Genomic DNA, 26,356 nt, shown 5'->3' on the forward strand with positions numbered 1-26,356 from the left:
TGAGGGAATGAGGTTTGATTTTTAGTCATATAACTACCACACCAGGCGAAGTAACAAGCATTACGCAAGTACGCGACTATATTAGTAGCCCTCTTGCATTATATGCGGCACTTGATAAGCCTAACTCACTACTGCTTGAATCGGCTGAGATTGATTCTAAAGACAGTGTAAAAAGTTTAATTTTAGTCGACTGTGCACTGCGCATTGTGTGCCAAGGTAAAACAGTCACTATTACTGCTCAATCTAATAATGGGCAACAGCTTCTAAGCTACTTGCAAGCAAATGTTAAAAGCTGTGATGCCACTTTAGACGACGCAACACTAACCCTTTGTTATTTAGATACTAGCGACGATACTGACGAAGCGAGCAAGCTCGTAGCTGATAACGCCTTCAGCGCTCTTCGTACGTGTATCAACAGTATTAAAAGCACAACTAACAATCCGTTTTCGGTATTTTTAGGCGGTGTGTTTGCCTACGATATGGTGGCAAACTTTGAGCAATTAAGTGATGTACCTGATGGTGAAAATACCTGCCCAGACTACGTATTTTACTTAGCCGAAACCTTAGTTGTTATTGATCATCAAAAGCAAACAACTGAGCTCATTGGTAATGTATTTAACGGCCCAGACGTACACGCTAACTGCTTTGAAGTAGGTAAAGAATTAGAGCGTTTAAATACGCTGTGCGATAACGCAGCAGAGTTTAGTGCAGATATGCAAAGTGGCGAATGCGATGTAAACGTTGATATAAGCGACGAAACGTATTGCGAGCAAGTTGTTAAGCTTAAAAAGAATATTGTAGATGGCGATATTTTTCAGGTAGTGCCGTCGCGTACATTTTCACTACCTTGCCCTGATTCTTTACATGCGTATAGCCAGCTTAAAAAGCAAAACCCAAGCCCTTACATGTTTTATATGCGCGATGAAGACTTTGCATTATTTGGCGCATCCCCTGAGTCGGCCCTTAAATACGATATAAGTAATCAGCAAGTAGAAGTTTACCCTATTGCTGGTACTCGAGCGCGCGGCAAATTTGCTAACGGGCAAATAAACCCAGACCTAGACAGCCGCATTGAGCTTGAACTAAGAAACGATCAAAAAGAGCGCGCCGAGCATTTAATGCTTGTTGATTTAGCTCGTAACGATGTAGCTCGCATTAGTGTTGCTGGTACTCGTTTTGCCAAAGAGCTATTAAAAGTAGACCGTTATTCACAGGTAATGCATTTAGTATCGCGCGTTGTTGGCACATTAAAACCAGAACTTGATGCACTCCACGCTTACCAAGCATGTATGAACATGGGCACCCTTGTTGGTGCACCAAAGGTTCGTGCTGCTGAGCTTGTTCGTCAAACTGAAGGTAAACGCCGTGGCAGTTATGGCGGCGCTGTAGGTTACTTAACCGGTGATGGCGCAATGGATAGCTGTATTGTTATTCGCTCTGCTTTTGTTAAAAATAATATAGCTTATGTACAGGCTGGTGCCGGTGTGGTGTTTGACTCAGATCCTATTTCTGAAGCAAACGAAACTCGCGCTAAAGCACAAGCGGTTATCACCGCCATAAAATCTACCTATAAGGCGGTATAAAATGAGTAAAGCGAATCCTATTAAAATCTATTTTTTAGATAACTTTGACTCATTTACATATAACTTAGTTGATGAGCTTACGATGCTTGGCTGCGAACTTGTTGTTTACAGAAACAACATTAGCGCTGAGGTTATTTTTAATAAAATGCGCCAAGAGCAAGGACAAGTACTCTTAGTACTTTCACCAGGCCCTGGCACACCAAGCGATGCAGGCTGTTTAATGGAGCTTATTGAGCTCTCTAAAGGTCACTTCCCTATGCTGGGTATTTGTTTGGGTCAACAAGCGTTAACCCAAAGCTACGGCGGAGTAATCGGTCACGCGGGTGAAACCGTACATGGTAAGTCTTCAATTATTAATTTAGGCGAACATCCTGTATTTGATGGTATGGGCAATACAATGCCTGTAGCACGTTACCATTCATTAATGGCAACAAAAGTGCCTGATAATATAAAGGTTATTGCCCAGTACGAAGATATACCTATGGCTATTTATCATCATGATGACAACGCATTGGGTTACCAGTTTCATCCAGAATCAATACTGACGCCAAACGGCGCAATGCTACTTCAGCAAAGTGTCGCTTACTTAACACGCGCCAAATAAAAGAGGACATTATGAGTACACAACCAGAACAACCCATAAATGTTCAACACGCTATTGAACAACTAATTACAGGGCAATCATTAAGCTACGCAGACGCCAAAGCACTGTTTGATGAAATAATGCAAGGTAACATGAGTGAGATTGAGCTAACCGCCCTGCTAATAAGCCTTAAAATTAAAGGTGAAGTAAGCGATGAGATAGCAGGTGCTGCAGCCTCAATGCGCGAAAACGCTGTGGCTTTTACTACCAGCAGTGCACAACTTGCCGATAGCTGTGGCACTGGCGGCGATGGCTCAAACACAATTAATATAAGCACAACAGCAGCCATAGTTGCCGCTGCTGCCGGTATTAACATGGTAAAACATGGTAACCGCAGTGTATCGAGTAACTCAGGCTCTGCCGACTTACTCAAAGCGCTGGGTATCAATATAGATATGAGCCCAGAACAAGCAGCAAAATGTCTTGAGCAAACCAATTTTACCTTTTTGTTTGCACCGCACTACCACAGTGGCGTACGCCATGCGATGGGCGTGCGTACAGCGCTTAAAACACGCACTATTTTTAATATTTTAGGCCCGCTTGCTAACCCTGCAGCACCTGATGTGCAATTGTTAGGTGTGTACAACGAAGCGTTATGTATGCCAATGGCACAAACACTTAAAACCCTTGGTACAAAGCGCGCTATGATTGTTCACGGCTCGGGCACTGACGAAATAGCTCTACACGGTCCAACAACGGTAGTTGAGCTAAATAATGGCGAGCTTACACAGTACACACTAAACCCAAGCGACTTTGACCTTGCAAACTATTCACTTGAACAACTCGCTGGTGAAGGCCCACAATACAACGCAAATGCTAGCCTTGCCATTTTACAAGGCAAAGGCACAGATGCACATAATGCTGCCATTGTGGTTAACGTAGCTGCCCTTTTATACCTAACAGGTAAAGCAGAAACGTTAAAAGAAGGGGCAAAGCAAGTACAAACATTATTAAGTTCAGGGCAAGCCATGAACACACTAAATGCAATTGTTGAGGTAAGTAATGGCTAATGTATTAGACAAAATTGTTGCTGATAAAAAATTAGAACTAATTGAGAGAAAAGCTGCACGTCCGCTTGAAAGCTTTAAACACCTGGCAGTGCCTACAAGCCGTAGCTTTTATAAAGCACTTGCAGCACCTGGCACTCAGTTTATTTTAGAGTGTAAAAAAGCATCGCCTTCAAAAGGGTTAATTAGAGAGCCATTTGATTTAACCGAAATTACCTCAGTTTATAAAAAATTCGCTACCTGCATGAGCGTGTTAACTGATGCTAAATATTTTCAAGGTAGCTTTGATTACCTCGAATTTGTGCGCAGCCAAGTAGAACAACCGCTTATCTGTAAAGACTTTTTTATAGATGAGTACCAAGTGTATATGGCGCGTATTTATGGCGGTGACGCTATATTGCTGATGCTTTCGGTACTTGATGACGAAAGCTATAAAGCACTGCATGCTGTTGCCGATTCACTAAATATGTCGGTATTAACCGAAGTAAGTAATGAAGAAGAAGTACACCGTGCACTTGCGCTTGATGCACAAATTATTGGTATTAATAACCGCGATTTACGCGATTTAAGCACCGATTTAGCCACTACTGAAAAACTACGTAAGCTTATTCCGGCTGATAAAGTGGTTATTTCGGAATCGGGGATTTATACCCATCAAGACGTAAAACGTTTAGCCCCATTATGCGATGGCTTTTTAATTGGCAGCTCACTTATGGGCGAGCGTGATTTAGAGCAAGCATGTCGCCGTGTTATTTTAGGTGACAATAAAGTATGTGGTTTAACACGTACCAAAGATGCACAAGCGGCATATCAAAACGGTGCTGTTTATGGTGGGTTAATTTTTCATCCTAAATCGCCACGCTATGTTGATTTAGATTGCGCAAAAGAGCTGAGCCAAAGTGCTCCGCTTAATTTTGTGGGTGTGTTTGTAGATGCCCCAATTGATCAAGTTGCTCAATACGCAAGTGTGCTAAAATTGGCGGCAGTTCAATTACATGGTCAAGAAAGTGACGATTACATCGCTCAGTTGCGTACACAGTTACCTACCGGCTGCGAGATTTGGAAAGCCCAAGCAATAAAAGATGCATTGCCAACGCCTGTAAATGGCGTTGACCGACACCTTTACGATACACACAGCGATACACAAGCTGGCGGTACAGGTAAAGTATTTGATTGGTCGGTGCTTCATGATGCAACTACACCGTTTATGCTCGCTGGAGGCTTAAATCCAGACAATATTAAAGATGCGCTTTTTAAAGGTGCCTTAGGCCTTGATTTAAACTCAGGCGTTGAAGAATCTGCGGGTAAAAAGTGCCCTAACAAATTACATAATGCTTTTACAAGCATCAGAAATTATTGAGGTTAAAATGCAAAATCCAGCTTATTTTGGCGAGTTTGGCGGTATGTTTGTACCCGAGTTACTTGTCCCTGCGCTTAAGCAGTTAGAAAACGAATTTAACAAAGCACAAAAAGATCCTGAGTTTCAGGCTGAGCTAAGTAAATTATTAAACGAGTATGCGGGTCGTCCTACCCCACTTACTTTAACGCGCAATTTAGTTAAAAACCCAAAAGTAAAACTGTATCTAAAGCGTGAAGACTTACTACACGGCGGCGCACATAAAACCAACCAAGTACTTGGCCAAGCGTTACTTACTAAGCGCATGGGTAAAAAACAAGTAATTGCTGAAACAGGTGCCGGTCAACACGGTGTTGCAACCGCGCTTGCATGTGCATTACTGGGTTTAAAATGTCGTATTTATATGGGCGCAAAAGACGTTGAACGTCAGCAACCAAACGTATTTAGAATGAAGTTAATGGGCGCAGAGGTTATTCCGGTAACAGCGGGTTCTGGCACATTAAAAGATGCAGTAAATGAAGCACTGCGTGACTGGTCAGCAAATTATCAAGACGCGCATTACCTACTAGGTACAGCCGCAGGTCCTCACCCATTCCCAACAATTGTACGTGAGTATCAAAAAGTTATTGGTGAAGAAGCGAAACAACAAGTACTTAAAGCCGAAGGTCGCTTACCTGACGCTGTTATTGCCTGTGTTGGTGGGGGTTCAAACGCGATTGGTATGTTCACCGACTTTATTGACGAGCCAGGTGTTAAATTAATTGGTGTTGAGCCTGCTGGTAAAGGGCTTGATACACATGAGCACGGTGCAACAATTTGTAAAGGCACAAAAGGCATATTACACGGTACTTATACGTACATTATGCAAAATGACGATGGCCAAATTGAAGAATCTTACTCTGTATCAGCGGGTCTTGATTACCCTGCGGTTGGTCCTCAACATGCATTTTTACACGAAACTGGTCGCGCTCAATACGTGGGTATTACCGATACAGAAGCGCTTGAAGCGTTTCAATCACTTGCTAAAAACGAAGGGATCATTCCGGCGCTTGAATCAAGCCATGCGCTTGCTTATGCACTTAAGTATGCACAAGAGCAAACCGAGGAAAGTGTTATAGTTATTAATTTAAGTGGTCGTGGCGATAAAGATTTAGCACACGTTCACAATGTACTATCTGAAAGAGGTCAGCTATGAGCCAAGTAAAAACGGATCGTTACGGCAAAATGTTTGCAGCGCTTAACGAGAAAAAACAAGGTGCGTTTGTACCATTTGTAACAATTGGCGACCCAGGTAAAGAGCAAAGTGTTGCGATTATTAAAAGCCTAATTGACGGCGGCGCTGATGCACTTGAGCTTGGTATTCCGTTTTCTGACCCGATTGCGGATGGTCCTGTAATTCAAAAAGCTAATATTCGTGCACTTGATGTGCACATTAACACGCAAGATTGCTTTGATGTCATTAAAGAAATACGCGAGTATAACGCCGAGATTCCAATTGGATTATTGCTTTACTCAAACCTTGTTTTTAAGCGCGGCATAGAAGCATTTTACAAAGATGCAAAAGCGGTAGGTGTAGACTCTATTTTAGTGGCTGACGTGCCTTTGCATGAATCTAAAATATTCAGAAAATCGGCAATGGATAATGGTGTAGACCCAATTTTTATTGCCACACCTAATGCAGATGACGACACACTTCGCCAATGCGCCTCTTACGGTCGTGGCTATACGTATTTACTATCGCGCGCTGGTGTTACCGGTACCGATACTAAAGCACAAATGCCAGCGGGTAATATTGTCACTAAGTTAAAAGAATACCATGCAGCCCCTGCTCTTTTAGGGTTTGGTATTTCAACACCTGATGATGTAAAAGCCGCACTCAACGCAGGCGCAGCAGGTGCTATTTCAGGCTCTGCTGTAGTTAAAATCATTGAAGCTAACCTTAATGATTTACCTGTAATGACCGCGCAGCTACAAGCTTTTGTAGCCGATATGAAAGCAGCTACATCGCTTTAAGCCATCGCTATAATCTAACTAGGGCGTGTTTTATACGCATTAAAAAAAAGGGCATTTAAAATGCCCTTTTTTGTTTTTTAAAATCAAACGCTGTATCAATAACCAAACGTTTTAAAAAAGAAAATTAGTGAGCTTGGTGTTTACCCTCTAAAATCTCTTCAATAAATTTAGCATTAAATGCTTCTAAATCAGCTGGGCTTCGGCTCGTTACTAAGCCTTTATCTACACATACTTCTTGGTCAACCCAATTGGCACATGCATTAATTAAATCGCTTTTAATACTTGGAAAAGAGGTAATGGTACGGTCACGCAGTTTATTAATTTCAGCTAACAACCACGGAGCATGGCAAATTGCTGCAACGGGTTTATTTTTTTCTGCGCCAAAAAAGCCATCAATAAATGCTTTAGCATCTTTATCTTGGCGTAAACTGTCTGGATTAAATAAACCACCAGGAAGCATAAGCGCGTCGTAATCAGCAGGATCCGCGTTTGTAACTAGCTTATCTACTGTTACTTTATCGCCCCACTTGTCCTCATCCCAGCCAGTAATTTGGCCTTCTTTAATTGATACTATTTCGATGTTTGCACCAGCATCAAGTAATGCGCTGCGTGGAGATAAAAGCTCACTTTGCTCGAATCCATCAGTGGCTAAAATTGCAATTTTTTTGCCTTGTAAACGTGTGCTTGTTTGTAATGTACTCATTGAGATCTCCTTATTTGATACCAACCTGCATAAATCTTTGAGCAATTTAACGAATTAAATCACACTACAACGTCGTTAAAAATATTTTATTTAGAACAACTAGATACAAATATTTTTGCCTAGTTCTAGCGTGATTTTCTTAACGTTAAATAGGCCCCATATATAAGCAGATTGGTATTATTAAAAATATATTCGAAACACACAATTAAAAAAGCACGATGTGTGCCGATAACAAGTGATTGAAAATAAAGGATTTAATTTAAGTAGGATTTATAATGCCATGTAAATCATTTATAAGGGATGAAAAAACTACATAGATCAGACATAGCTTTGCTACTTGGTGATTTAAATAAAGAAGCTTCGCTTCTCGCGTGAGCAAGCTCAACGCCTACAACTAACGCTCGGCATTATGTTTATTTTGTAGACGCACAACTTGTTGGCGTGATGGGCAAAGCCCATAATTTTATGTTGAATAACTTCAAGTAAAGCTCAGTCAACGACCAAGCTAAGTAATGCTATTTAAAGCAGATCCTTTAACGCTTTAGCCGGTTTAAAAACCGCTTTATTTGCGCCTTCTATTTCAATTGCTGCGCCTGTTTGCGGGTTACGCCCAGTACGCGCTGGATAGTAACTTAGCGCAAAGGTACCAAAGCCATTAATTTGAACTTGATCGCCCTCAGATAGCGATTTGGTAATGACTTTTTGCAAGCTTGAAAGTGCCGCTTGAGAATCTTTTTTTGTTAATTCACTTTTGTGTGCAATGGCAGCAACGAGTTCTGCTTTATTCATTTTAGGCTCCTAAATACACGCCAAATCAGTGTTGGTTAAGCGTGGGAATATGATGATATGAAAAATACCAAACCAAATTGGTAATAAAGCCACGCAGGCTAAGGGTTACAGGGCAACAAGTCAACCTTGTAGTTGCTAAGCTTTATGTGGTAAAAAGCCTTTGACTCTTTTTTGTATAATTTAGGTAGTATATGCACGCATTAATTGAATACATTCCACTCATACTGTTTTTTGCAGTGTTTAAACTCGTCGATATTTATTGGGCTACCGGTTTATTAATGGCCACTACGCTTATTCAAGTTGCTTATAGCTACTTTAAACATGGCAATGTGCCTACTCGTCATTGGATATTTTTTGGCATTGCTACCGTGTTTGGTACGCTAACGCTGGTACTTCATGATGAACAATACATTAAATGGAAAGCAACACTCATATATGCAGGTTTAAGTTTAACGTTACTTGTTAGTCGTTATGTACTTAACAAAAACCTCGTTAAAAAAGCGCTTAGCTCAATACTCGAAAATGCTAATGATACAAAGCAAGCCATTGTAGTCCCAGAACCATTGTGGGATAAGCTTAACCTAATGTGGGTTTTAATTACTGCTGGCATCGCAGCGTTGAACATTTATATTGCGTATAATTTTTCGCTCGACTTTTGGGTCAACTTCAAAGTATTTGGTTTAATGGGTATTACTTTTGTAAGTATTTTTGCAACTATTATTGCCTTATACAAATACCTCCCTGATGAAGAAGAACCTGCAAAGTAAGCCCCCTCGTCATAAAAGTGTCGTCTTAGCTTGTTAGCTTATTAAAAAAAGCAAGTTGAGACGACCTTGAACGCTAATCAATACCGTTGGTTTGAATTTACCCTCATTTTTGTATTTCTGCCTATATTCGGCTTTGTATTACGCGAGCATTTAGCTAACTGGCTTATCCCTGCGCTTATTATACTTATGAGTGTGTGTTGTATGTTGCTACTGGGCGATCCCCATTTTAAACGGTTTAGACTTACAAGCCTTGGGCAATTTTCTGCTGTTAAAAAGCGTTTGTTTAGCTTCTTTTTTTTAGGTACGCTGTTCTCAGGCATGTTTTACGGGATTATTCATCAAGGCAACTGGTTTACCCTTCCTCGTAACTCGTTTAATGATTGGCTCTTACTGTTGGTACTCTATCCAATACTGTCGGTTATTCCTCAAGAATTAATATTCCGAACGTATTTTTTTCATCGTTATAAACGCATCATGCCAAAAAAAGCAGTGCGTATTGTAGTTAGTGCGAGTGTATTTGCGCTGGCGCATATTGTGTATGCAAATTGGATTGCAGTAGCCTTAGCCTTTTTGGGCGGTTTACTGTTTGCTTATACCTACGCACAAAGCCGCTCAACGGTCGTGTGTGTTATTGAACACAGCTTATGGGGGCTATGGATGTTTACACTCGGACTTGGCAACTACCTCGATTCAGGCGCTATGAATTAGTGCTGTTTTATTATTAGTTTTGACAATAAAAAAAAGCGCATAAGCATTTTGATGCTGCAATTTAATCATAATACTTATGCGATAGCTGTACGATAGTTCTTAATTAAGAACTACTGAGGTACTCTTACAACCCCTTCTATTAGTACACGTGCACTTCGGCTCATACTTGCTTTGGTAACTTGCCAATTACCTGCATTATTTTTAGCCTCAGCACCTACTTTTAGCGTGCCCGACGGATGACCAAAGTTAACTTCACTCAATGCGCCGCCACCTGCGGCTATATTTACGAGTGTGCCTTCGATTGCTGCGGCCGTGCCAATAGCAACAGCGGCTGTGCCCATCATGGCATGATGCAGTTTACCCATCGACATAGCGCGTACTAATAAGTTAATGTTGGCAGCCTCAATAACTTTGCCGCTAGACGCGCTGTAATCTAAAGGCGCTGCAACAAACGCAACCTTTGGCGTATGTTGGCGAGCTTGAGCTTCATTAATGTTAGTGATTAAGCCCATTTTAACGGCGCCATAAGCACGAATGGTTTCGAGCTTTTTAAGCGCTGCAACATCGTTGTTAATATCGCCTTGTAGCTCTGTGCCGGTATAGCCAATATCAGCGGCGTTAATAAATACAGTGGGAATACCTGCATTTATCATTGTTGCTTTTAAAGTACCAACACCCGGTACTTCTAAATCATCAGCTACATTACCAGTTGGAAATAACGCACCATCGCCATCGGCGGGGKCGATAAATTCAAGTTTTACTTCAGCTGCTGCAAATGTAACGCCATCGAGCTCAAAGTCGCCGGTTTCTTGCACTTCGCCATTCGTCATAGGGACATGCACTAATATGCTTTTTTTAATATTAGCCTGCCACACACGCACAATAGCAACACCGTTATTAGGTACTCGGTTTTTATCGACCAAACCATTACTAATGGCAAAAGCACCCACTGCTGACGTTAAGTTGCCGCAGTTACCGCTCCAATCTACAAAAGGTTTATCTATCGCCACTTGACCAAACAAGTAATCAACATCGTGGTCAGTTTGCTCACTTTTACTTAAGATTACGGTTTTACTGGTACTTGATGTAGCACCGCCCATGCCATCCGTTTGCTTAGCATACGGATCGGGGCTGCCAATAACACGCAGTAATAAATTATCGCGCGCCTCGCCTGCTACTTGAGCAGGCTTTGGCAAATCAGTTAAATTAAAAAATACACCTTTACTGGTGCCGCCACGCATATAGGTTGCAGGCACTTTAATTTGCGGTTTAAACATAATACTTGCCCTTATGCAGATTGTGTTGCTTCTAAAAAGTCTTGTGCGAAGCGTTGTAACACACCACCAGCCGCGTAAATAGAAAGCTCTTCTTGGGTATCTATACGACATTTCGTAGGCACAGTAAGTACTTCACCATTTTTACGTGTAATACTTAAATTAACGGTGGCGCCTGGTTTTAAATCACCCGTTACATCATACGTTTCACTGCCATCCAGCTTTAGAGTTTTACGCGTTGTGCCCGCTTTAAACTCAAGCGGTAAAACCCCCATACCAATTAAGTTAGTACGGTGAATACGCTCAAAACCTTCAGCTGCTATTACTTCAACGCCTGCAAGTCTTACGCCTTTTGCAGCCCAATCGCGCGACGAACCTTGCCCGTAATCGGCACCGGCTACAATAATAAGTGGTTGTTTACGCTCCATGTAGGCTTCGATTGCTTCCCACATACGCGTGTTAGTCCCTTGTGGCTCTAAGCGTGCGTAAGAACCTTGTTTAACGTCGCCGTTTTCGTCAAGCACCATTTCGTTAAGCAGCTTTGGATTAGCAAAGGTTGCGCGCTGCGCTGTTAAATGATCGCCTCGGTGAGTGGCATACGAGTTGTAGTCTTCCTCTGGGACGTTCATTTTGGTTAAGTATTCGCCAGCCGCACTACTTGCCATAATCGCGTTTGATGGCGATAAATGATCCGTTGTAATGTTATCGCCAAGTACTGCAAGCGCGCGCATACCGGTCATAGTGCGCTCACCCGCAAGTGCCCCCTCCCAATAAGGAGGGCGACGAATATACGTACTTTCTGGGCGCCAGTCGTAAAGTGGATCGTTATCTTCACCGTAATCTACGGTTAAATTAAACATCGGCTCGTATACTTTTCTAAATTGCTCAGGCTTAACACTTTGCTTAATAACCGCATCAATTTCTTCATCTGATGGCCATAAATCTTTAAGCGTAATATCGTTGCCTTGTTGATCTTGCCCTAGTATCCCCTTTTCAATATCAAAGCGAATAGTACCTGCAATGGCGTATGCAACAACCAAAGGAGGTGACGCTAAGAATGCTTGCTTAGCATAAGGATGAATTCGCCCATCAAAGTTACGATTACCCGAAAGCACCGCAGTAGTGTATAAATCGCGATCAATTACTTCTTTTTGAATAACAGGGTCAAGCGCACCGCTCATACCATTACAGGTAGTACACGCAAAACCAACAATACCAAAGCCAAGTTGCTCAAGCTCTGTTAGTAAGTTTGCATCTTCAAGGTATGATTGCACCGCTTTTGAACCCGGTGCTAATGAGGTTTTAACCCAAGGTTTGCGCATTAAACCCTTAGCATTTGCGTTACGGGCAAGTAGTGCTGCGGCAATTACATTGCGTGGATTACTAGTATTAGTACAGCTAGTAATAGCGGCAATAATACATGCGCCGTCTGGCATTAAGCCTTCTTCATTTTCAACAACGCCCGAAATCCCTTCTTTAGCTAAATCGCTTGTCGATACACGGCGGTGCGGATTAGATGGGCCCGCAATATTGCGCCCTACGCTTGATAAATCAAACTTAAGCACACGCTCGTATTTTGCGGTTTTTAAGCTATCGCTCCAAAGGCCTGCTGTTTTTGCGTAGTTTTCTACAAGGGCAATTTGTTCCTCTTCACGACCAGTTAAACGCAAATAATCGATTGTTTTATCATCGATATAAAACATAGCGGCAGTTGCGCCAAATTCTGGCGTCATGTTCGAAATGGTTGCTCTGTCGCCAAGTGTAAGCGCGTCGGCACCTTCACCGTAAAATTCTAAATAAGTAGATACAACACGTTGCTCACGTAAAAATTCAGTAATAGCGAGCACAATATCAGTTGCGGTAATACCTGGTTGGCGTTTGCCTGTAAGCTCAACACCCACAATATCGGGCAATCGAATATAAGAAGCGCGGCCAAGCATTACGCTTTCAGCTTCAAGCCCGCCTACACCCACAGCAATAACACCTAGCGCATCAACATGTGGCGTGTGGCTGTCGGTACCTACTAAAGTATCTGGGAATGCAATGCCATCTCGGTTTTGAATAACCGGTGACATTTTTTCAAGATTAATTTGATGCATAATGCCGTTACCCGGTGGGATCACGTCAATATTTTTAAAGGCAGTTTTTGTCCAGTTTATAAAGTGAAAACGGTCGTCATTTCGTCTGTCTTCAATGGCGCGATTTTTTTCAAATGCATCAGGATCAAAACCGGCATGTTCTACCGCTAACGAATGATCCACTATTAATTGCGTAGGGACTACCGGATTCACTTTTGCCGGATCGCCGCCTTTAGCTGCAATTGCATCACGAAGCCCAGCTAAATCAACAAGTGCTGTTTGGCCTAAAATATCGTGGCATACTACGCGCGCCGGATACCACGGAAAATCTAAATCTTGTTTGCGCTCAATTAGCTGGTTAAGTGCATCGGTTAACATAGCAGGGTCGCATCGGCGTACTAGGTTTTCGGCAAATACACGCGATGTATAAGGTAGTGTGGCGTATGCACCTGGCTTAATTGCATCTACAGCTTCTTGCATATCGTAATAGTCGACGTTTGAGCCAGGTAAAGGTTTACGGTATTGCGTGTTATTAATTATGGTCATGGTAAGGGTTCGCTAATTTGGTGACGGTGTTTGCTCACAGCTAGCGTGTTTAATAAAAAGTTTGAGAAAAACTGCTCGCTAGTGGCTATGTGCAATAAAAAAGTGAGCACATGCGTGCTCACTCATTTTTTAACGTGACTCTATTGGTGTGTAACTACGTGCATCAGGGCCTGTGTAATCGGCACTTGGGCGAATAATACGGTTGTTAGCGCGTTGCTCTTTTACATGGGCAGTCCAACCTGTAACACGGCTCATTACAAATATTGGCGTAAATAATTTAGTCGGAATATCCATAAAATGATAAGCAGATGCATGGAAAAAATCGGCATTACAAAACAGTTTTTTCTCGCGCCACATAATCTCTTCACAACGAACAGACACAGGGTAAAGCACGCTATCGCCTACCTCTGCCGCTAGTTTTTCAGACCACTTTTTAATAATTACATTACGTGGGTCTGATTCGCGATAAATAGCATGACCAAAGCCCATTATTTTGTCTTTACGTTCAAGCATGCCCATAATTTCATTCTCAGCATGTTCAGCGCTTGTAAAACCTTGAATCATATCCATTGCCGCTTCGTTAGCACCACCATGAAGTGGACCACGCAGCGTGCCAATCGCACCAGTTACGCAAGAATGAATATCAGAAAGCGTTGATGCACACACACGCCCTGTAAAGGTAGAGGCGTTAAACTCGTGCTCTGCGTACAAAATTAGTGATACATTCATTACCTGTGCAAACAATTCACTAGGTTCTTTGTCGTGTAATAAATTTAAAAAATGTGCGCCAACTGAGTCGTCATCTGTTTGTGTTTCAATGCGTACGCCATCGTGTGTAAAGCGGTACCAGTAACAAATAATACTTGGGAACACAGCAACCATACGGTCGATTGCATCATTAGCTTGGCTAAAATCAAGCTCCATTTCAAGGTTGCCCAACATTGAGCAACCAGTACGCATTACATCCATTGGGTGCGCGTCTTTAGGAATATTTTCAAGTACGGTTTTAAGCGCATCAGGTAAACCGCGTAAGCTTTTTAGTTTTACTTTATATTCTGCCAATTCGTTTGTGGTTGGTAACTCACCACGTGATAGTAAAAAAGACACTTCTTCAAACTGCGCTTTTTCGGCCAGTTCACTAATATCGTAACCACAATACGTTAAACCAGAACCACTTTGTCCAACAGTACACAATGCTGTTTGACCAGCCACTTGTCCGCGTAAACCTGCGCCGCTTAATGCTTTATCTACCATGATTTTCTCCTATCTTAAATTTGTGTGTGATTTTAATGATTATTATTTGTCAGATTTTGATGAAAAAAGAGTATCGAGTGTGTTCTCGTACGTGTGGTAATCTAAAAAGTCGTAAAGCTCTGAACGCGTTTGCATATTTTCAATTTGGCTTTGTTGCGAGCCTTCATTTAAAATTGCTGAATACACGTTTAGCGCTGCTTTGTTCATGGCTCTAAATGCACTTAGTGGGTAAAGCACCATTTCAACACCTACATTGCTTAACTGCTCTTTTGTGTAAATAGGTGTTTGGCCAAACTCAGTAATGTTTGCCAAAATTGGAACGTTAATCGCTTTTGCAAATGCTTGGTAATCAGCAAGGTCGTGTACGGCTTCTGCAAAAATAGCGTCAGCACCGGCTTCAACACAGGCTGCTGCACGGTCTATCGCAGCGTTTAAACCTTCTTTTTGAAATGCATCGGTACGCGCCATAATATAAAAATCGCTATCGGTTTTTGCATCAACCGCTGCTTTAATGCGGTCAACCATTTCTCCTTGGCTTACAATTTCTTTATTAGGGCGATGACCACAGCGCTTTTGCGCTACTTGGTCTTCTATATGAAAGCCCGCTGCACCGGCCTTAGTCATTTCTTTTACTGTGCGTGCAATGTTAAACGCCCCACCCCAACCGGTATCGGCATCAACAAGTAGTGGTAAATCGCTCGCACCTGTAATACGGCGAATATCTTCAAGCACGTTATCAAGGCTTGTCATACCCAAATCAGGCATACCAAAAGAGGCGTTTGCAACACCGGCCCCTGAGAGGTAAATAGCTTGGTGACCCATTTTTTCTGCCATCATCGCTGTGTAGGCGTTAATAGTACCTACTACTTGTAACGGACGGTTATTGGCAATAGCGTGTTTAAATTTTAATCCTGCTGACATTACTTTTCTCCTCACTTTGAACGGTTGCTACGTGGAGTAACTTATAGTTTTAATCTGTAATTGTGGCTTTTTAACTGCTCTTGCTAGCTTTTAACTTTTAACTTTTAATAGCTTATGCTTTCTGCTTAGCTAATAAGTCGAATTTGGTTTGAATATTTGCTTGCGATGCGCTTATGTGGCGCTTCATAAGCATTTCAGCCAGTTCGCCGTCGTGGTTTTCAATCGCGTTAATAATCGCTAAATGCTCATCAAATGCTTTTGATACACGCGGCCCCACCATGCCCATTTGTACACGGTACATGCGTATTAATTGATACAGCTCATTACACAGTAAATGAATTAAATGCGCGTTTTTACTGCCTTGAATAATACGGTAATGAAAATCTAGATCGCCGGCTTCTTGATAATAAGATTCGCCCTCTTTAACACGCTGTGTTTGTAGGTGCTGATTAAGTAATTGCTTTAAGCCTTTTACTTCTTCGGGTTCCATATTGTCGGCAGCAAGCCTACATGCCAAGCCTTCAAGCGAACTACGAACTTGATAAACTTCAATCAAGCGTTCAGCGGTAAGGGCAACTACTCGGCAACCTACGTTAGCTTTACGCTCAACAAGGTAACAACTTTCTAGGCGATTTAATGCCTCTCTAAGCGTTGCACGGCTTACACCATAACGTTTAGCAAGCTCAGGCTCTGATATTTTACTGCCTTGAACTATGCTGCCCTCAACAATCTCACGGCGCATATCTACAAATACTTGATCTGATGCGGTAGTTATAGGCGCTTCGTTTAAAAATGTGTGTGTCATAAGTTATTTTTTGGATTGTCGACAATTAATGTGGTTACTATGGGCTTATTAAAAAATCATGTCAACCCTTAAACCTATCAAAACGGCTAAAAAACACACGCATTGTCGACACTATTAACCTAAAGTCGCATAAAAATCGTTTTAAAATAGACTAAAACAGTGAAGTGTCGACAGGGTAATAAATCAGATGTTACGTTTTTTAGCGCTGAAAACACCTAATATAAATGCTATTATCGCGCTTTATTTTTATAGTATGAGCCAACGCGTGAACGCCAACACTTTTATTCCTGAGCACTTTATTGATGACGTAAAAACCTATTTACCAGCGCATCTAAACTTAGATGACTTTTTAAATGCTTGTCGCAGGCCGCTCAGAAAATCTATCCGCGTTAATACATTAAAAATTAGCATTGAAGAATTTGTAAAACGTGCAACTGAAAAAAATTGGCTGCTAACCCCAATCCCATGGTGCAGTGAAGGCTTTTGGTTAGAGCGCCCAAGCAATGAAGAGCAAAACCTAGCCCTTGGTAATACCGACTTACATTTAAGCGGGGCTATGTACGTGCAAGAAGCAAGCTCAATGCTGCCCCCTATAGCATTAAAGCAAAGCATTGAACTCGCAGACTCTCAAAATAACACCGTGCTTGATATGGCATCAGCGCCAGGTTCTAAAACTTCACAGCTAGCTGCGCTTATGAATAACCAAGGCGTACTTGTTGCAAACGAGCTATCGTCATCTCGTTTAAAGGTACTCAGCGCTACATTAAAACGCATGGGGGTTGGTAACTGTGCGCTCTCGCATTTTGATGGCGTTATATTTGGCAACTACATGTTTGAATGCTTTGATAGCATATTGCTAGACGCGCCCTGCTCTGGCGAAGGCACAGTGCGTAAAGACGCCGATGCACTAAAAAACTGGTCAATAGAATCAAACATTCAAATAGCCCAAGTACAAAAAGACTTAATTAAAAGCGCGTTTTACGCATTAAAGCCAGGTGGCACCTTAGTGTATTCAACCTGCACACTTACCCCGCTCGAAAACCAACAAGTGTGTGATTATTTACTGAGTGAGTTTGGTGACTATATTGCCCCACAATCGCTAAGTGATTTATTTGAAGGTGCAAGTAAAGCAACAACAAGTGAAGGCTACTTGCATGTATGGCCGCAAACATTCGATAGCGAAGGCTTTTTTATCGCTAAATTTAAAAAACACGCAAGCTGTAATAATCCAAATCAAACTGTTAAAAAAGGCGCGTTTCCGTTTAACGAGTTTGATAAAAAACAAAGTGCCGCGTTCATGCAATCGCTTAAAAAGCACTTTGGGTTAACTAACCTGCCTGGCAGCCTAATGCAACGCGACAAAGAACTGTGGTTATTTCCTGAGGGGTTTGAAGCCGTGCAAAACAAAATTAAGTACGCACGCTTAGGTATTCAAATTGGCATTATCCATAAAAACGGCGTAAGGCTAACGCACGAATTTGCAACCGTATTTGGCAATGAGTGTAAAACTAATATTTACGCATTAAATAACGAGCAAGCAAATGATTACTTTCAAGGTAAAGATATACGCTTGACTGAAGCAACTCAAACAATAGGTGAAGTAGTATTAACACTTTGTGGTTGCCCTATTGGGCTTGGTAAATGGCAAAAAAATAAGATTAAGAATTCACTACCACGCGATCTAGTGCAAAATACGAAGTTAATAAGTTGGAGATAAACTAAAGTATAGAAGATGCATAATTAATCTAATCCTTTATTGCCAAATGTAACTAAGTGGCAAAATTAGTTATGCTTTTTTAGGTGGTTTTACTACACTTTTAAATACTTTCTTCTTCTCCCTAAAGAACCAAGAAAGTGTTTGAGTTAACGCTAGGCTCAATTTAGAGTCAATTTAAAGCCCAGAGGTATTTATAAGCCTTTGGGCATTTTTATTTACAGTTAACTTGTAGATAAACAACTTACTGCTCTTCTAAATCAAACTCGGTTAAATGCCCTTCACCGTGTATAAGTTGATATCGGGCTAAATTCCCCTGCTCTAGTGTTATTAAACTAATAGCTGAGTCGCTTACTAAGTATTTTTGCCCTTCACCTATGGTTTGGTGTTTATCTACTTCCATATGCCAACGTTTGGTAAAAAAGTTTAAGGGGCTTTTGGGGCCGTATAGAATTGAATCTAGTTTATCGAGTATGTTTATTAATTTACGCGGAAATTCATTTTTAATACCACTAGCGGTTAGTTGCCAAATTCGATTGGGGTGATCGCCAAAACGCTTTTGTACTGAAAAGCAAAATGAGTAATGTACATCACCCGATAAAATAAGCGTTTCGTTTGGGGTGTCGTTTCGTCTAAACGTATCGAGTAACTTTTTGGCCGAGCCTTCGTGCGCCATCCAATTTTCTACATCAACCATGAGCGGTTGACCACACATATTAAAAGCAGCTTGAATGGCTTCTATTGATTTAACACCAAATACAGGCGCTGGCGATACAATAATAACCTGGTCGTGGCTTAATAGGCTTTCCTCAAGCTCTGTTAGGCGTTCCCAATCAAGTAGACCTGAAGGCTCATTAAAGTTTTGCTCATTTCGCCAACGGTGCGTACGTGTATCTAGCACCACTACTTTTGGGGTTGTAGTTAACTCGTAATGCCAAAAACTAAAATCGTTTAGTGGTTTATCAAATGCTTTAAGCTGCCATAAATTACTAGCAGTACGGCTTTGCTTAAAAAGTGTTAGTAGCTCGCCTGTTTTATTTAGTGCATCGTTTCCCATTCCCTGAAAAAGCCAATAACTAATTAAGCCGTTATTGATGATCCGTTTACTACTTGGGTTTTCATTTATAGCTTGCTCCCACCCAGCGGTGAGGTTCCAATCATCAGTTACATCGTGATCGTCAAACATCATTAATGTAGATACGTTGGCAAACAGCCGCTCTACTTCACTTAAGCCTTTTGCATAATCAATCAATGCTGTTTTTTCAGCGTCAAAAATAGTTTTGTTTTGCTCGCTATGACCTAAATACGTTGTGTTTTGTATATCAATGCATTGCCAAACAGCAGCACTAAAATTTAATAAATAAAGTGCTATATATTCTTCAAAATGGATAAGGTGATTGTAGGCTTTTACGCTTGAAAAATGAGGTTCGTCTTTTTTTAGCCAGTAACCAACACCTAACTTTGAGCGTTTTTGCCAAGGTGTTTTTGGTAAATATAAGTGGCGATTATAAAGTTGCTCATTTATATCATCCGGTAGCTCAATGGCAAGTGGTTGCTCTTTATAAATACCTAACGCTTTAATTAACTGGTGAATAGCTAATAACATGGGTCCTGCTACATCATCGGCATAAACCTGATCACCACTTAGTAATAATAACTGTGCGCCTTGGTTATTATTACCGCGCTGAGTATTTTGCCAGTGACTTGCAGACACTAAGCTGTCTTTTGCTGGATGATGTGCATTCCGGCACGAGCCATGCAAGATATCACTCAGTTTGTTGGGGATTACAAATGCAGGCGTTATTTGATTGCTATAGCACCAAGGCGATAAATCAATTATTGCATCATCAATGATGAGCTCATAACTTAATAATTTATCTACAGGAAACAGATTGTCTACTGGTTTTATAACAATAAAATGTAGGTATAAATGCTGGCCTAAAGCAATTGTTTGTTGTTCGCTATAACACTCAATATTTAATAAGTTTATTTGGCAGCTAGCAGATTTGGAGGTAGCAAACTGCATACAGACCCCAGTTTGCTCTGCACGGCGCACCATTGGCCCCATTAGTAAAATAGGAAGGTTTGCCGTGTGAGTAATCATGTATTTAGCCTTTAGCTGCTAATTTAAATAAAGAATAAAAGTTCTCGGTAGTCGCTTTAGCAAGCTCATTAAAGCTAATGCCTTTAAGTTCGCTAATGTAATAAGCAACATCTTCTACGTACGCTGGCTGGTTTGTTTGCCCACGGTACGGCACCGGTGCTAAATAAGGCGAGTCGGTTTCTATTAGTAATCTATCTAGCGGTATTTGCTTTACTACTTCTTTTAGCTCAATAGCATTTTTAAAGGTAACAATGCCCGAAATAGAAATATAAAAGCCCATATCAATCGCTTTTTTTGCCATATCCCAATCTTCGGTAAAGCAATGTAGTACACCACCGCAGTTTTCGGCTTTGTGCTCACGCATTAAATTAATGGTATCGCTGCGGGCATCACGAGTATGAATAATTAACGGTTTTTGTAATTCGTTAGCCACTTCAATATGCCCAACAAAGCTTGCTTGCTGCACTGCGTGAGTATCTTTTGAATAGTAGTAATCAAGACCCGTTTCACCAATAGCAACGACTTTTTTGTGTGAGGCTAGGTCGATTAGTTGCTGTTTATTAAGGGCGTCTTTTTGATCAAGTGGATGTACACCGCATGAGGCTGAAACATCGTCGTAATGCTTAATTTTATCAAGCATGCTTGGAAACTGATCAAGCGTTACGCTTACACATAAAAAGTGCTCTATTTGCTTTGCACGCGCTTTATCGAGAACTTGGTCAAGGTTTAAGTCTAGTTTATCAAAATCAAGACGGTCTAAATGGCAATGAGAATCTACAATCACTATAAGGCCTGTATTATGTTCAGGGTTTAAATTTGTTCGTTTAATTTATTATCTTATCAATTAAAAGAACCCAATATAGGGCGGCGTTAATCTCAATGAAAAACCGACCCTATAACTACATGGTATATGTTTGATCGCCTGAGTTTAACATAGTCCCAAGCAGCTTTTCGATTTTAGCGTTTAGGTTTGTTTTATCGTCTAAAAAGCTAATACCAATACCTGGAGGATTAGAGCTTTGTGCACCTTGTGGCGTGATCCACGACACTTTACCTGTCACTACGTCATCTTCTAAGGCATCGGGCAAAGTAACTCTAAGCGCTAATGAATGCCCTGCTTCGTAACGCATATTAGTGCGTACAAATAAGCCACCTTTTTTTAAGTAAGGCATATAACAACGGTATAACTCGTCTAAATCATCTATGTCTACTAGTAGTTCTTGCATGATTAATCCTTTTAAGAATTTCGCAATGTGTATGCTAATCTTGATACAGCAAGCGGTAAATTAAGGCCAAGTACTTGTGTGTTATTTTGTAAAAACTCGCCTAATGCATTTTGCGCACTTTGATAAGCGTCAAAACTCATGCCTTGCAGTAATTGCTGCTTTAGTTGCACGCTTAAAAATAAAGTAAATATGCGAACAAGCTCGGGCTGTTTATTTATTATATCGACTAACACTTTGAAATTATGGCTTTGTTTAAACTCAGTTGCAAACTTATACAGTGTATCAATATTTTTTAGCTGGTCTTGCTGTTGCCAATGCTGTACTTGCAGCGGTTGGTTATAAAAAAGTGCTAACCAACTATAGTTAGGGATATCTAATGTCTCCAGCCATTGCTGAGCAAGTGCAGTATTAGTTATTTTTACGTCGCTTTTAGCGCATCGACTTAAAATAGTTGCAGGGAGCTGTTCTGGCTGGCTTGTGGTTAATATTAAAAAGCGGCTATTAGTTGGCTCTTCAAGTGTTTTTAATAATGCATTAGCTGCTGCTGTGGTCATTTTCTCGCAATTTTCGATTATCGCGACTTTATTGCCATTTTGCGCTGCTGAGTGATTCATAAAATCACTAATGCCGCGTATATCATCTACGCCAATACTTTGCCCATCAACTTGCGTTAAACGCTTGTCGGGATGAGTACCCGCAAGAGTAAGTAAGCAGCTTTTACAGTGTCCGCAAGGTTTTAGCATACTGTTTTGCGCAGCTACCTGCTTAGCTATATTTTGGCATAACAAAGCATTACCAAGCTCATCACTTAACTCAAACTTACCTACTCCAACAGGCCCACAAAATAATTGCGCATGATGAAAACGCTCTGCACGATAACTTTGCGCTAAACGTGCTTGGGTATCATGTAGCCACGGCAATGGCATATTATTTTAGGCCTTCAAAAAATGAATGCAGTACATTGGTTATATCGCGATGTACTTTATCAATACTTTGGTTTGCATCAACCGTTTTAATTGTGCTGTCGTCATTAGCAAGTTCAACATAACGCATACGTGTACGCTGAAAAAACTCAATGGCTTCTTGTTCAATACGGTCAAGCTCACCACGCCCTTTTGCACGTTCAAGGCCTATTACTGGGTCAATATCAAGGTAAATAGTTAAATCAGGCTTTAAGCCTTTTAACACCATTGACGAAAGTGAAGCTAATGTATTTGAGCTAATACCACGCCCGCCACCTTGATACGCCTGAGACGATAAATCATGACGATCGGCAAGTACCCATTGGCCTTTATCAAGCGCTGGGGTAATAACATTGTGCATTAACTGCGAACGGGCTGCGTACATAATAAGCAACTCGGTTTCAAAGGCAATTTCTTCTTCGTGCTCTGCTTTTACAAGCGTACGAAGCGATTCAGCCAGTGGCGTGCCGCCAGGTTCGCGGACGTTAATGAAGTCTATTTTTTGTTTGTTCAAAAAATCTTGGCATAACGAAATAGCGGTTGATTTACCCGCGCCTTCTAGCCCTTCTATTACTATAAATTTTGGTTTCATAAACAATTAATTCTTTTTATTTAATATATACGTTTTAACTGCCGCGTTATGCTGCTTTAACGTGGTTGAAAATTGGTGGCTACCATCGCCTTTTGATACAAAGTAAACGTATTCACTTTGCGGCGGATTAACTGCAGCTAAAATAGCGGCTTTTGATGGCATTGCAATCGGTGTTGGCGGTAAACCATTAATACGATACGTATTGTAAGGCGTATAATCGCGCAAATCTTTACGTTTAATATCACCATCAAAATCAGCGCCTAGCCCGTATATTACGGTTGGATCGGTTTGCAGGCGCATATTAGTGTTTAATCGATTAACAAACGCTGATGCAATTAACGGACGTTCGCTGGCAAGACCTGTTTCTTTTTCAATAATTGAAGCCATTATTAGTGCTTCGTATGCTGTTTTATAGGGTAGATTAGCGCCGCGCTGCTGCCAAGCATCATCTAACGTTTGCTGCATTTTTTGTGCTGCACGTTTTAATACACTGCTTGCAGTATCGTTATTATGATAATGGTAAGTGTCGGGGAATAACCAGCCCTCTAAGTGCGTGTCATTACCCAGTATTTGAGTACTTAGTTCGTCAGTTTTTAAATCGTTTTGTAAATTATCAGCTTTTTTAATAGCACTTAGTACTTCACGTAAGTTTTGCCCTTCAATTATGGTAAAACTAAAACTAATTTGCTGACCTTGGTTAATTTTTTTTACGTTATTAATAACACTATCGGCTGTTAGCTCGTAAAGCCCCGCTTTTAAGTCGGTAAGTGTGGGATCTAGTTTAGCAATTACCTGATAACGCCAACAACTTTCTACCCAGTTATTAGCTTGCCATTGCTGACATAATTTATTAAAGCCAGTGCCATGCTTAACTTCAAACTGTGTGTTTTGTGCTACCTTTAACGGGCTATTTATTGTTGCTTGTAATTGCTGGTAACCAACAGCGGTGGTTATAACAGCTAAAAAAAGTACCGATAAAATAACTTTTAACACTCAGCCTCCTTGGCTAATAATTTAGTTAGTAATGCGTGGCTGTCGTCTGTATTAAATACCTGTTGCTCAATACGTTTTACAGGTACTGCTCCCATTAAGCTATTGCACACAAATACGGCGTCTGCTTGGGTCAAGTCTTCTACTTTCACGCGTTTAAATTCAACAGGCAATTTATCACATAACGATTGTAGATAAACGCCCTTTATTCCGCACTCATCAAGCAATGGCGTAAACACACACTTATTTTTAATCGCAAAAATATTGGCTGCAGAAGCTTCAATTACATTGTTATTGTAATCAAGCACTAACACATCGTCGCAGTTTTGCGTTTGCATTGCTTTTTTAACGAGTACTTGCTCAAGCCGGTTTAGTGTTTTAAGGCCCGCTAAAAGTGGCTGGGCTGCTAATTTAATCGGGCTTACTTCTAGATTTAAACCCTCTTTAACAAGCGCTTCGTAATTACTAGGGTAATCTAATACACTCAATAAAATACTGACATTACACTCACTTGGCAGCCCATAGCCACGTCCGCCTTCGCCTCGCGTTACAAGTATTTTAAGCACGTTTAGTTGTGCAGCGTTTATATGCAAAGCAATTTGATTTTCAAGGCTATTAAAATCTAACTCAGGAAAACCCAAACGCTGTGCGCATTCAATCAAACGCGCTTTATGATGAGCCCAATACTGTACTTGCCCATCAACAACTTTAGCCGTTGTAAAAAAGCCGTCACCGTAATTTAAGCCTCTGTCACGCGTGCTTAAAGTACTGTTTTGATCTACTGCTATTATTGTTTGCATTTTGTTTGGCATATAAAAAAAGCCCAGTTAAACAACTGAGCTCTTATAATTTGATTCGTTGTTAAAAAAGATTATACCTTTTTAAATAGCAACGAGCCATTAGTACCACCAAACCCGAACGAGTTACACAGTGCAAAGTCTAACTTTGCATCACGTGCAGTGTGAGCAATATAATCTAAGTCACACCCTTCGTCTGGGTTATCAAGGTTGATAGTTGGCGACACTTTTTGATCTGTCAGTGATAAAATCGAAATAATCGATTCAACCGAGCCTGCAGCACCTAACAAGTGACCCATCATCGATTTAGACGAGCCTACCATTACATCTTTAGCTGCATTACCAAATATAGACTTAACAGCGGCAGTTTCTGCTTTATCGCCTGCATTTGTAGATGTGCCGTGTGCGTTAATGTAACCAATTTGCTCAGCGTTCACTTGCGCATCGTTTAGTGCGTTTTGCATTGCAAGGGCAGCACCTGCACCATCTTCTGGTGGTGATGTCATATGGTACGCATCGCCGCTCATACCAAAGCCTACAAGCTCAGCATAAATTTTAGCGCCACGTGCTTTTGCATGTTCGTACTCTTCAACTACAACAACACCTGCACCGTCAGAAAGCACAAAGCCATCGCGGTCTTTATCCCAAGGGCGAGAAGCAGCTTGTGGATCGTCATTGCGAGTTGAAAGTGCACGAGCAGCATTAAAGCCACCCATACCAATTGGGGTACACGCTTTTTCTGCACCGCCAGCAACCATTGCATCTGCATCACCGTAGGCAATCATGCGCGCGGCATGGCCAATATTATGCAAACCAGTAGTACAGGCTGTTACAATTGAAATATTTGGACCACGAAGTCCATGCATCATTGATAAGTGACCTGAGATCATATTAATAATGGTAGACGGCACATAAAATGGCGATAACTTGCGCGGACCACTATTTAATAGCTTAATGTGGTTTTCTTCGATAAGCGTTAAGCCACCAATACCAGAGCCCACAGCTACACCTATACGTGTTGCGTTTTGCTCAGTAATTTCAAGGCCTGAATCTTTAAAGGCTTGAACACCCGCTGCAATGCCGTACTGAATAAACAAGTCCATTTTTTTAGTATCTTTCGCTGACATGTATGCAGTTGCATCAAAGTCATTTATTAAACCAGCGAATTTAGTACCAAATTTTGATGTATCAAAGTGGGTTATTGTTTGAATGCCACTTTTGCCATCTAATAAGCCTTGCCAGGTTGATTGAACATCATTACCTAGCGGCGTCAACATTCCTAAGCCAGTTACGACGACTCGACGTTTAGCCACGGTTTGCCTCCAATAAGGGATATTTTACAAGGGGATGATCATACCCAAGCTACCTCAAAGTGCTAGTCCCAAAATAGATTAAAAACGCATAGCACAATCAAAATTAATTTTTAGCTAAAATTGAGCATTGAGGCTTAAGTTTTGAATCACGAACTTTGAGGTGGTTTGGATATAAAAAATTAAAGGCAGCGGATGCTGCCTTTAACGTGC

24 protein-coding genes are annotated in these 26,356 nt (G+C 41.1%); 9 read left to right on the forward strand and 15 right to left on the reverse strand.

The window, feature by feature from the left end:
- Positions 1-14 precede the first annotated feature (14 nt).
- The 6 genes from EU510_RS05255 to trpA are packed head-to-tail and all read left to right on the forward strand — an operon-like array spanning position 15 to position 6,603.
- Positions 15-1,583 (forward strand): anthranilate synthase component 1, encoded by a 1,569-nt coding sequence (locus tag EU510_RS05255; protein ID WP_149592563.1) that lies wholly within the window; start codon positions 15-17, stop codon positions 1,581-1,583.
- Position 1,584: 1 nt separating this feature from the next.
- On the forward strand, positions 1,585-2,187 hold the full coding sequence (locus EU510_RS05260) for an aminodeoxychorismate/anthranilate synthase component II (protein ID WP_149592564.1): 603 nt from the start codon (positions 1,585-1,587) through the stop codon (positions 2,185-2,187).
- Between the two features lie 11 nt (positions 2,188-2,198).
- Complete coding sequence (trpD, locus tag EU510_RS05265; RefSeq protein ID WP_149592565.1) at positions 2,199-3,236, forward strand: anthranilate phosphoribosyltransferase; 1,038 nt, start codon at positions 2,199-2,201, stop codon at positions 3,234-3,236.
- On the forward strand, positions 3,229-4,593 hold the full coding sequence (trpCF, locus tag EU510_RS05270; protein WP_149592566.1) for a bifunctional indole-3-glycerol-phosphate synthase TrpC/phosphoribosylanthranilate isomerase TrpF: 1,365 nt from the start codon (positions 3,229-3,231) through the stop codon (positions 4,591-4,593). Before trpD ends, trpCF begins: the two co-directional genes overlap by 8 nt.
- Before the next feature lie 7 nt (positions 4,594-4,600).
- Complete coding sequence (trpB, locus tag EU510_RS05275; RefSeq protein WP_149592567.1) at positions 4,601-5,785, forward strand: tryptophan synthase subunit beta; 1,185 nt, start codon at positions 4,601-4,603, stop codon at positions 5,783-5,785.
- The gene (gene trpA, locus EU510_RS05280) at positions 5,782-6,603 is read left to right on the forward strand and encodes a tryptophan synthase subunit alpha (RefSeq protein ID WP_149592568.1); all 822 of its coding nucleotides are present in this window, start codon (positions 5,782-5,784) and stop codon (positions 6,601-6,603) included. Before trpB ends, trpA begins: the two co-directional genes overlap by 4 nt.
- A 124-nt stretch (positions 6,604-6,727) precedes the next feature.
- On the opposite strand, the gene EU510_RS05285 is transcribed toward trpA, so the two are convergent.
- Both EU510_RS05285 and EU510_RS05290 read right to left on the reverse strand, forming a co-directional pair.
- Positions 6,728-7,306 (reverse strand): type 1 glutamine amidotransferase domain-containing protein, encoded by a 579-nt coding sequence (locus EU510_RS05285; protein WP_149592569.1) that lies wholly within the window; start codon positions 7,304-7,306, stop codon positions 6,728-6,730.
- 519 nt (positions 7,307-7,825) lie between these two features.
- Positions 7,826-8,095 (reverse strand): HU family DNA-binding protein, encoded by a 270-nt coding sequence (locus tag EU510_RS05290; RefSeq protein WP_007375441.1) that lies wholly within the window; start codon positions 8,093-8,095, stop codon positions 7,826-7,828.
- A 191-nt stretch (positions 8,096-8,286) separates the two neighbouring features.
- Here EU510_RS05290 and EU510_RS05295 point away from each other — a divergent pair, with 191 nt between their 5' ends.
- Complete coding sequence (locus EU510_RS05295) at positions 8,287-8,862, forward strand: inner membrane-spanning protein YciB (RefSeq protein ID WP_149592570.1); 576 nt, start codon at positions 8,287-8,289, stop codon at positions 8,860-8,862.
- 66 nt (positions 8,863-8,928) lie between these two features.
- A complete protein-coding gene (locus EU510_RS05300) occupies positions 8,929-9,570 on the forward strand; it encodes a CPBP family intramembrane glutamic endopeptidase (RefSeq protein WP_149592571.1) in 642 nt (213 codons plus the stop codon).
- Between the two features lie 110 nt (positions 9,571-9,680).
- Here the strand turns inward: EU510_RS05300 and prpF are convergent, their stop codons facing one another.
- The 5 genes from prpF to EU510_RS05325 form a co-directional block, all read right to left on the reverse strand.
- The gene (prpF, locus tag EU510_RS05305) at positions 9,681-10,847 is read right to left on the reverse strand and encodes a 2-methylaconitate cis-trans isomerase PrpF (protein WP_149592572.1); all 1,167 of its coding nucleotides are present in this window, start codon (positions 10,845-10,847) and stop codon (positions 9,681-9,683) included.
- 11 nt (positions 10,848-10,858) lie between these two features.
- A complete protein-coding gene (gene acnD / locus EU510_RS05310; protein WP_149592573.1) occupies positions 10,859-13,468 on the reverse strand; it encodes a Fe/S-dependent 2-methylisocitrate dehydratase AcnD in 2,610 nt (869 codons plus the stop codon).
- A 129-nt stretch (positions 13,469-13,597) separates the two neighbouring features.
- Positions 13,598-14,722, reverse strand: coding sequence for a 2-methylcitrate synthase (gene prpC / locus EU510_RS05315; protein WP_149592574.1), 1,125 nt, complete (start codon positions 14,720-14,722; stop codon positions 13,598-13,600).
- A gap of 42 nt (positions 14,723-14,764) precedes the next feature.
- The gene (prpB, locus tag EU510_RS05320; RefSeq protein WP_039489991.1) at positions 14,765-15,643 is read right to left on the reverse strand and encodes a methylisocitrate lyase; all 879 of its coding nucleotides are present in this window, start codon (positions 15,641-15,643) and stop codon (positions 14,765-14,767) included.
- A gap of 112 nt (positions 15,644-15,755) precedes the next feature.
- The gene (locus EU510_RS05325; RefSeq protein WP_002962362.1) at positions 15,756-16,448 is read right to left on the reverse strand and encodes a GntR family transcriptional regulator; all 693 of its coding nucleotides are present in this window, start codon (positions 16,446-16,448) and stop codon (positions 15,756-15,758) included.
- 265 nt (positions 16,449-16,713) lie between these two features.
- On the opposite strand from EU510_RS05325, the gene rsmF reads away from it, so the two are divergent.
- On the forward strand, positions 16,714-18,165 hold the full coding sequence (gene rsmF / locus EU510_RS05330; protein WP_149592575.1) for a 16S rRNA (cytosine(1407)-C(5))-methyltransferase RsmF: 1,452 nt from the start codon (positions 16,714-16,716) through the stop codon (positions 18,163-18,165).
- Positions 18,166-18,406: 241 nt separating this feature from the next.
- Here rsmF and EU510_RS05335 read toward each other — a convergent pair whose 3' ends face one another.
- The 8 genes from EU510_RS05335 to fabF form a co-directional block, all read right to left on the reverse strand.
- A complete protein-coding gene (locus EU510_RS05335; RefSeq protein WP_149592576.1) occupies positions 18,407-20,266 on the reverse strand; it encodes an alkaline phosphatase D family protein in 1,860 nt (619 codons plus the stop codon).
- Positions 20,267-20,270: 4 nt separating this feature from the next.
- Positions 20,271-21,050, reverse strand: a complete 780-nt coding sequence (locus EU510_RS05340) for a TatD family hydrolase (RefSeq protein ID WP_149592577.1) — start codon at positions 21,048-21,050, stop codon at positions 20,271-20,273.
- Between the two features lie 115 nt (positions 21,051-21,165).
- Complete coding sequence (locus tag EU510_RS05345) at positions 21,166-21,492, reverse strand: PilZ domain-containing protein (RefSeq protein ID WP_002962367.1); 327 nt, start codon at positions 21,490-21,492, stop codon at positions 21,166-21,168.
- Between the two features lie 11 nt (positions 21,493-21,503).
- Positions 21,504-22,418 (reverse strand): DNA polymerase III subunit, encoded by a 915-nt coding sequence (locus tag EU510_RS05350; protein WP_149592578.1) that lies wholly within the window; start codon positions 22,416-22,418, stop codon positions 21,504-21,506.
- Position 22,419: 1 nt separating this feature from the next.
- Entirely contained in the window at positions 22,420-23,046 is a 627-nt protein-coding gene (gene tmk, locus EU510_RS05355; RefSeq protein WP_149592579.1) for a dTMP kinase, read from the reverse strand.
- A gap of 6 nt (positions 23,047-23,052) precedes the next feature.
- Positions 23,053-24,039: an endolytic transglycosylase MltG gene (mltG, locus tag EU510_RS05360; protein WP_149592580.1), complete on the reverse strand. Its 987-nt coding sequence runs from the start codon at positions 24,037-24,039 to the stop codon at positions 23,053-23,055.
- Positions 24,033-24,848 carry an aminodeoxychorismate lyase gene (pabC, locus tag EU510_RS05365; protein WP_149592581.1) on the reverse strand — a complete coding sequence of 272 codons (816 nt, stop codon included), beginning with the start codon at positions 24,846-24,848 and terminating at the stop codon, positions 24,033-24,035. The genes mltG and pabC overlap by 7 nt, the downstream gene beginning before the upstream one ends.
- A gap of 59 nt (positions 24,849-24,907) precedes the next feature.
- The gene (gene fabF / locus EU510_RS05370) at positions 24,908-26,146 is read right to left on the reverse strand and encodes a beta-ketoacyl-ACP synthase II (protein WP_002962376.1); all 1,239 of its coding nucleotides are present in this window, start codon (positions 26,144-26,146) and stop codon (positions 24,908-24,910) included.
- Positions 26,147-26,356: the final 210 nt, after the last annotated feature.

This window comes from Pseudoalteromonas sp. FUC4 (genome assembly GCF_008370255.1).
In the GTDB taxonomy this organism is placed as follows: domain Bacteria; phylum Pseudomonadota; class Gammaproteobacteria; order Enterobacterales; family Alteromonadaceae; genus Pseudoalteromonas.

What these genes read in the sequence shown, in the direction of transcription:
- prpC (WP_149592574.1), bottom strand. Translation starts at nt 14,722, where the DNA reads ATGGTAGATAAAGCATTAAGCGGCGCAGGTTTACGCGGACAAGTGGCT.
- EU510_RS05335 (WP_149592576.1), bottom strand. Translation starts at nt 20,266, where the DNA reads ATGATTACTCACACGGCAAACCTTCCTATTTTACTAATGGGGCCAATG.
- EU510_RS05290 (WP_007375441.1), bottom strand. Translation starts at nt 8,095, where the DNA reads ATGAATAAAGCAGAACTCGTTGCTGCCATTGCACACAAAAGTGAATTA.
- EU510_RS05285 (WP_149592569.1), bottom strand. Translation starts at nt 7,306, where the DNA reads ATGAGTACATTACAAACAAGCACACGTTTACAAGGCAAAAAAATTGCA.
- EU510_RS05345 (WP_002962367.1), bottom strand. Translation starts at nt 21,492, where the DNA reads ATGCAAGAACTACTAGTAGACATAGATGATTTAGACGAGTTATACCGT.
- prpB (WP_039489991.1), bottom strand. Translation starts at nt 15,643, where the DNA reads ATGTCAGCAGGATTAAAATTTAAACACGCTATTGCCAATAACCGTCCG.
- trpCF (WP_149592566.1), top strand. Translation starts at nt 3,229, where the DNA reads ATGGCTAATGTATTAGACAAAATTGTTGCTGATAAAAAATTAGAACTA.
- pabC (WP_149592581.1), bottom strand. Translation starts at nt 24,848, where the DNA reads ATGCCAAACAAAATGCAAACAATAATAGCAGTAGATCAAAACAGTACT.
- trpB (WP_149592567.1), top strand. Translation starts at nt 4,601, where the DNA reads ATGCAAAATCCAGCTTATTTTGGCGAGTTTGGCGGTATGTTTGTACCC.
- EU510_RS05325 (WP_002962362.1), bottom strand. Translation starts at nt 16,448, where the DNA reads ATGACACACACATTTTTAAACGAAGCGCCTATAACTACCGCATCAGAT.
- trpD (WP_149592565.1), top strand. Translation starts at nt 2,199, where the DNA reads ATGAGTACACAACCAGAACAACCCATAAATGTTCAACACGCTATTGAA.
- acnD (WP_149592573.1), bottom strand. Translation starts at nt 13,468, where the DNA reads ATGACCATAATTAATAACACGCAATACCGTAAACCTTTACCTGGCTCA.
- EU510_RS05295 (WP_149592570.1), top strand. Translation starts at nt 8,287, where the DNA reads ATGCACGCATTAATTGAATACATTCCACTCATACTGTTTTTTGCAGTG.
- EU510_RS05350 (WP_149592578.1), bottom strand. Translation starts at nt 22,418, where the DNA reads ATGCCATTGCCGTGGCTACATGATACCCAAGCACGTTTAGCGCAAAGT.
- EU510_RS05260 (WP_149592564.1), top strand. Translation starts at nt 1,585, where the DNA reads ATGAGTAAAGCGAATCCTATTAAAATCTATTTTTTAGATAACTTTGAC.
- trpA (WP_149592568.1), top strand. Translation starts at nt 5,782, where the DNA reads ATGAGCCAAGTAAAAACGGATCGTTACGGCAAAATGTTTGCAGCGCTT.
- tmk (WP_149592579.1), bottom strand. Translation starts at nt 23,046, where the DNA reads ATGAAACCAAAATTTATAGTAATAGAAGGGCTAGAAGGCGCGGGTAAA.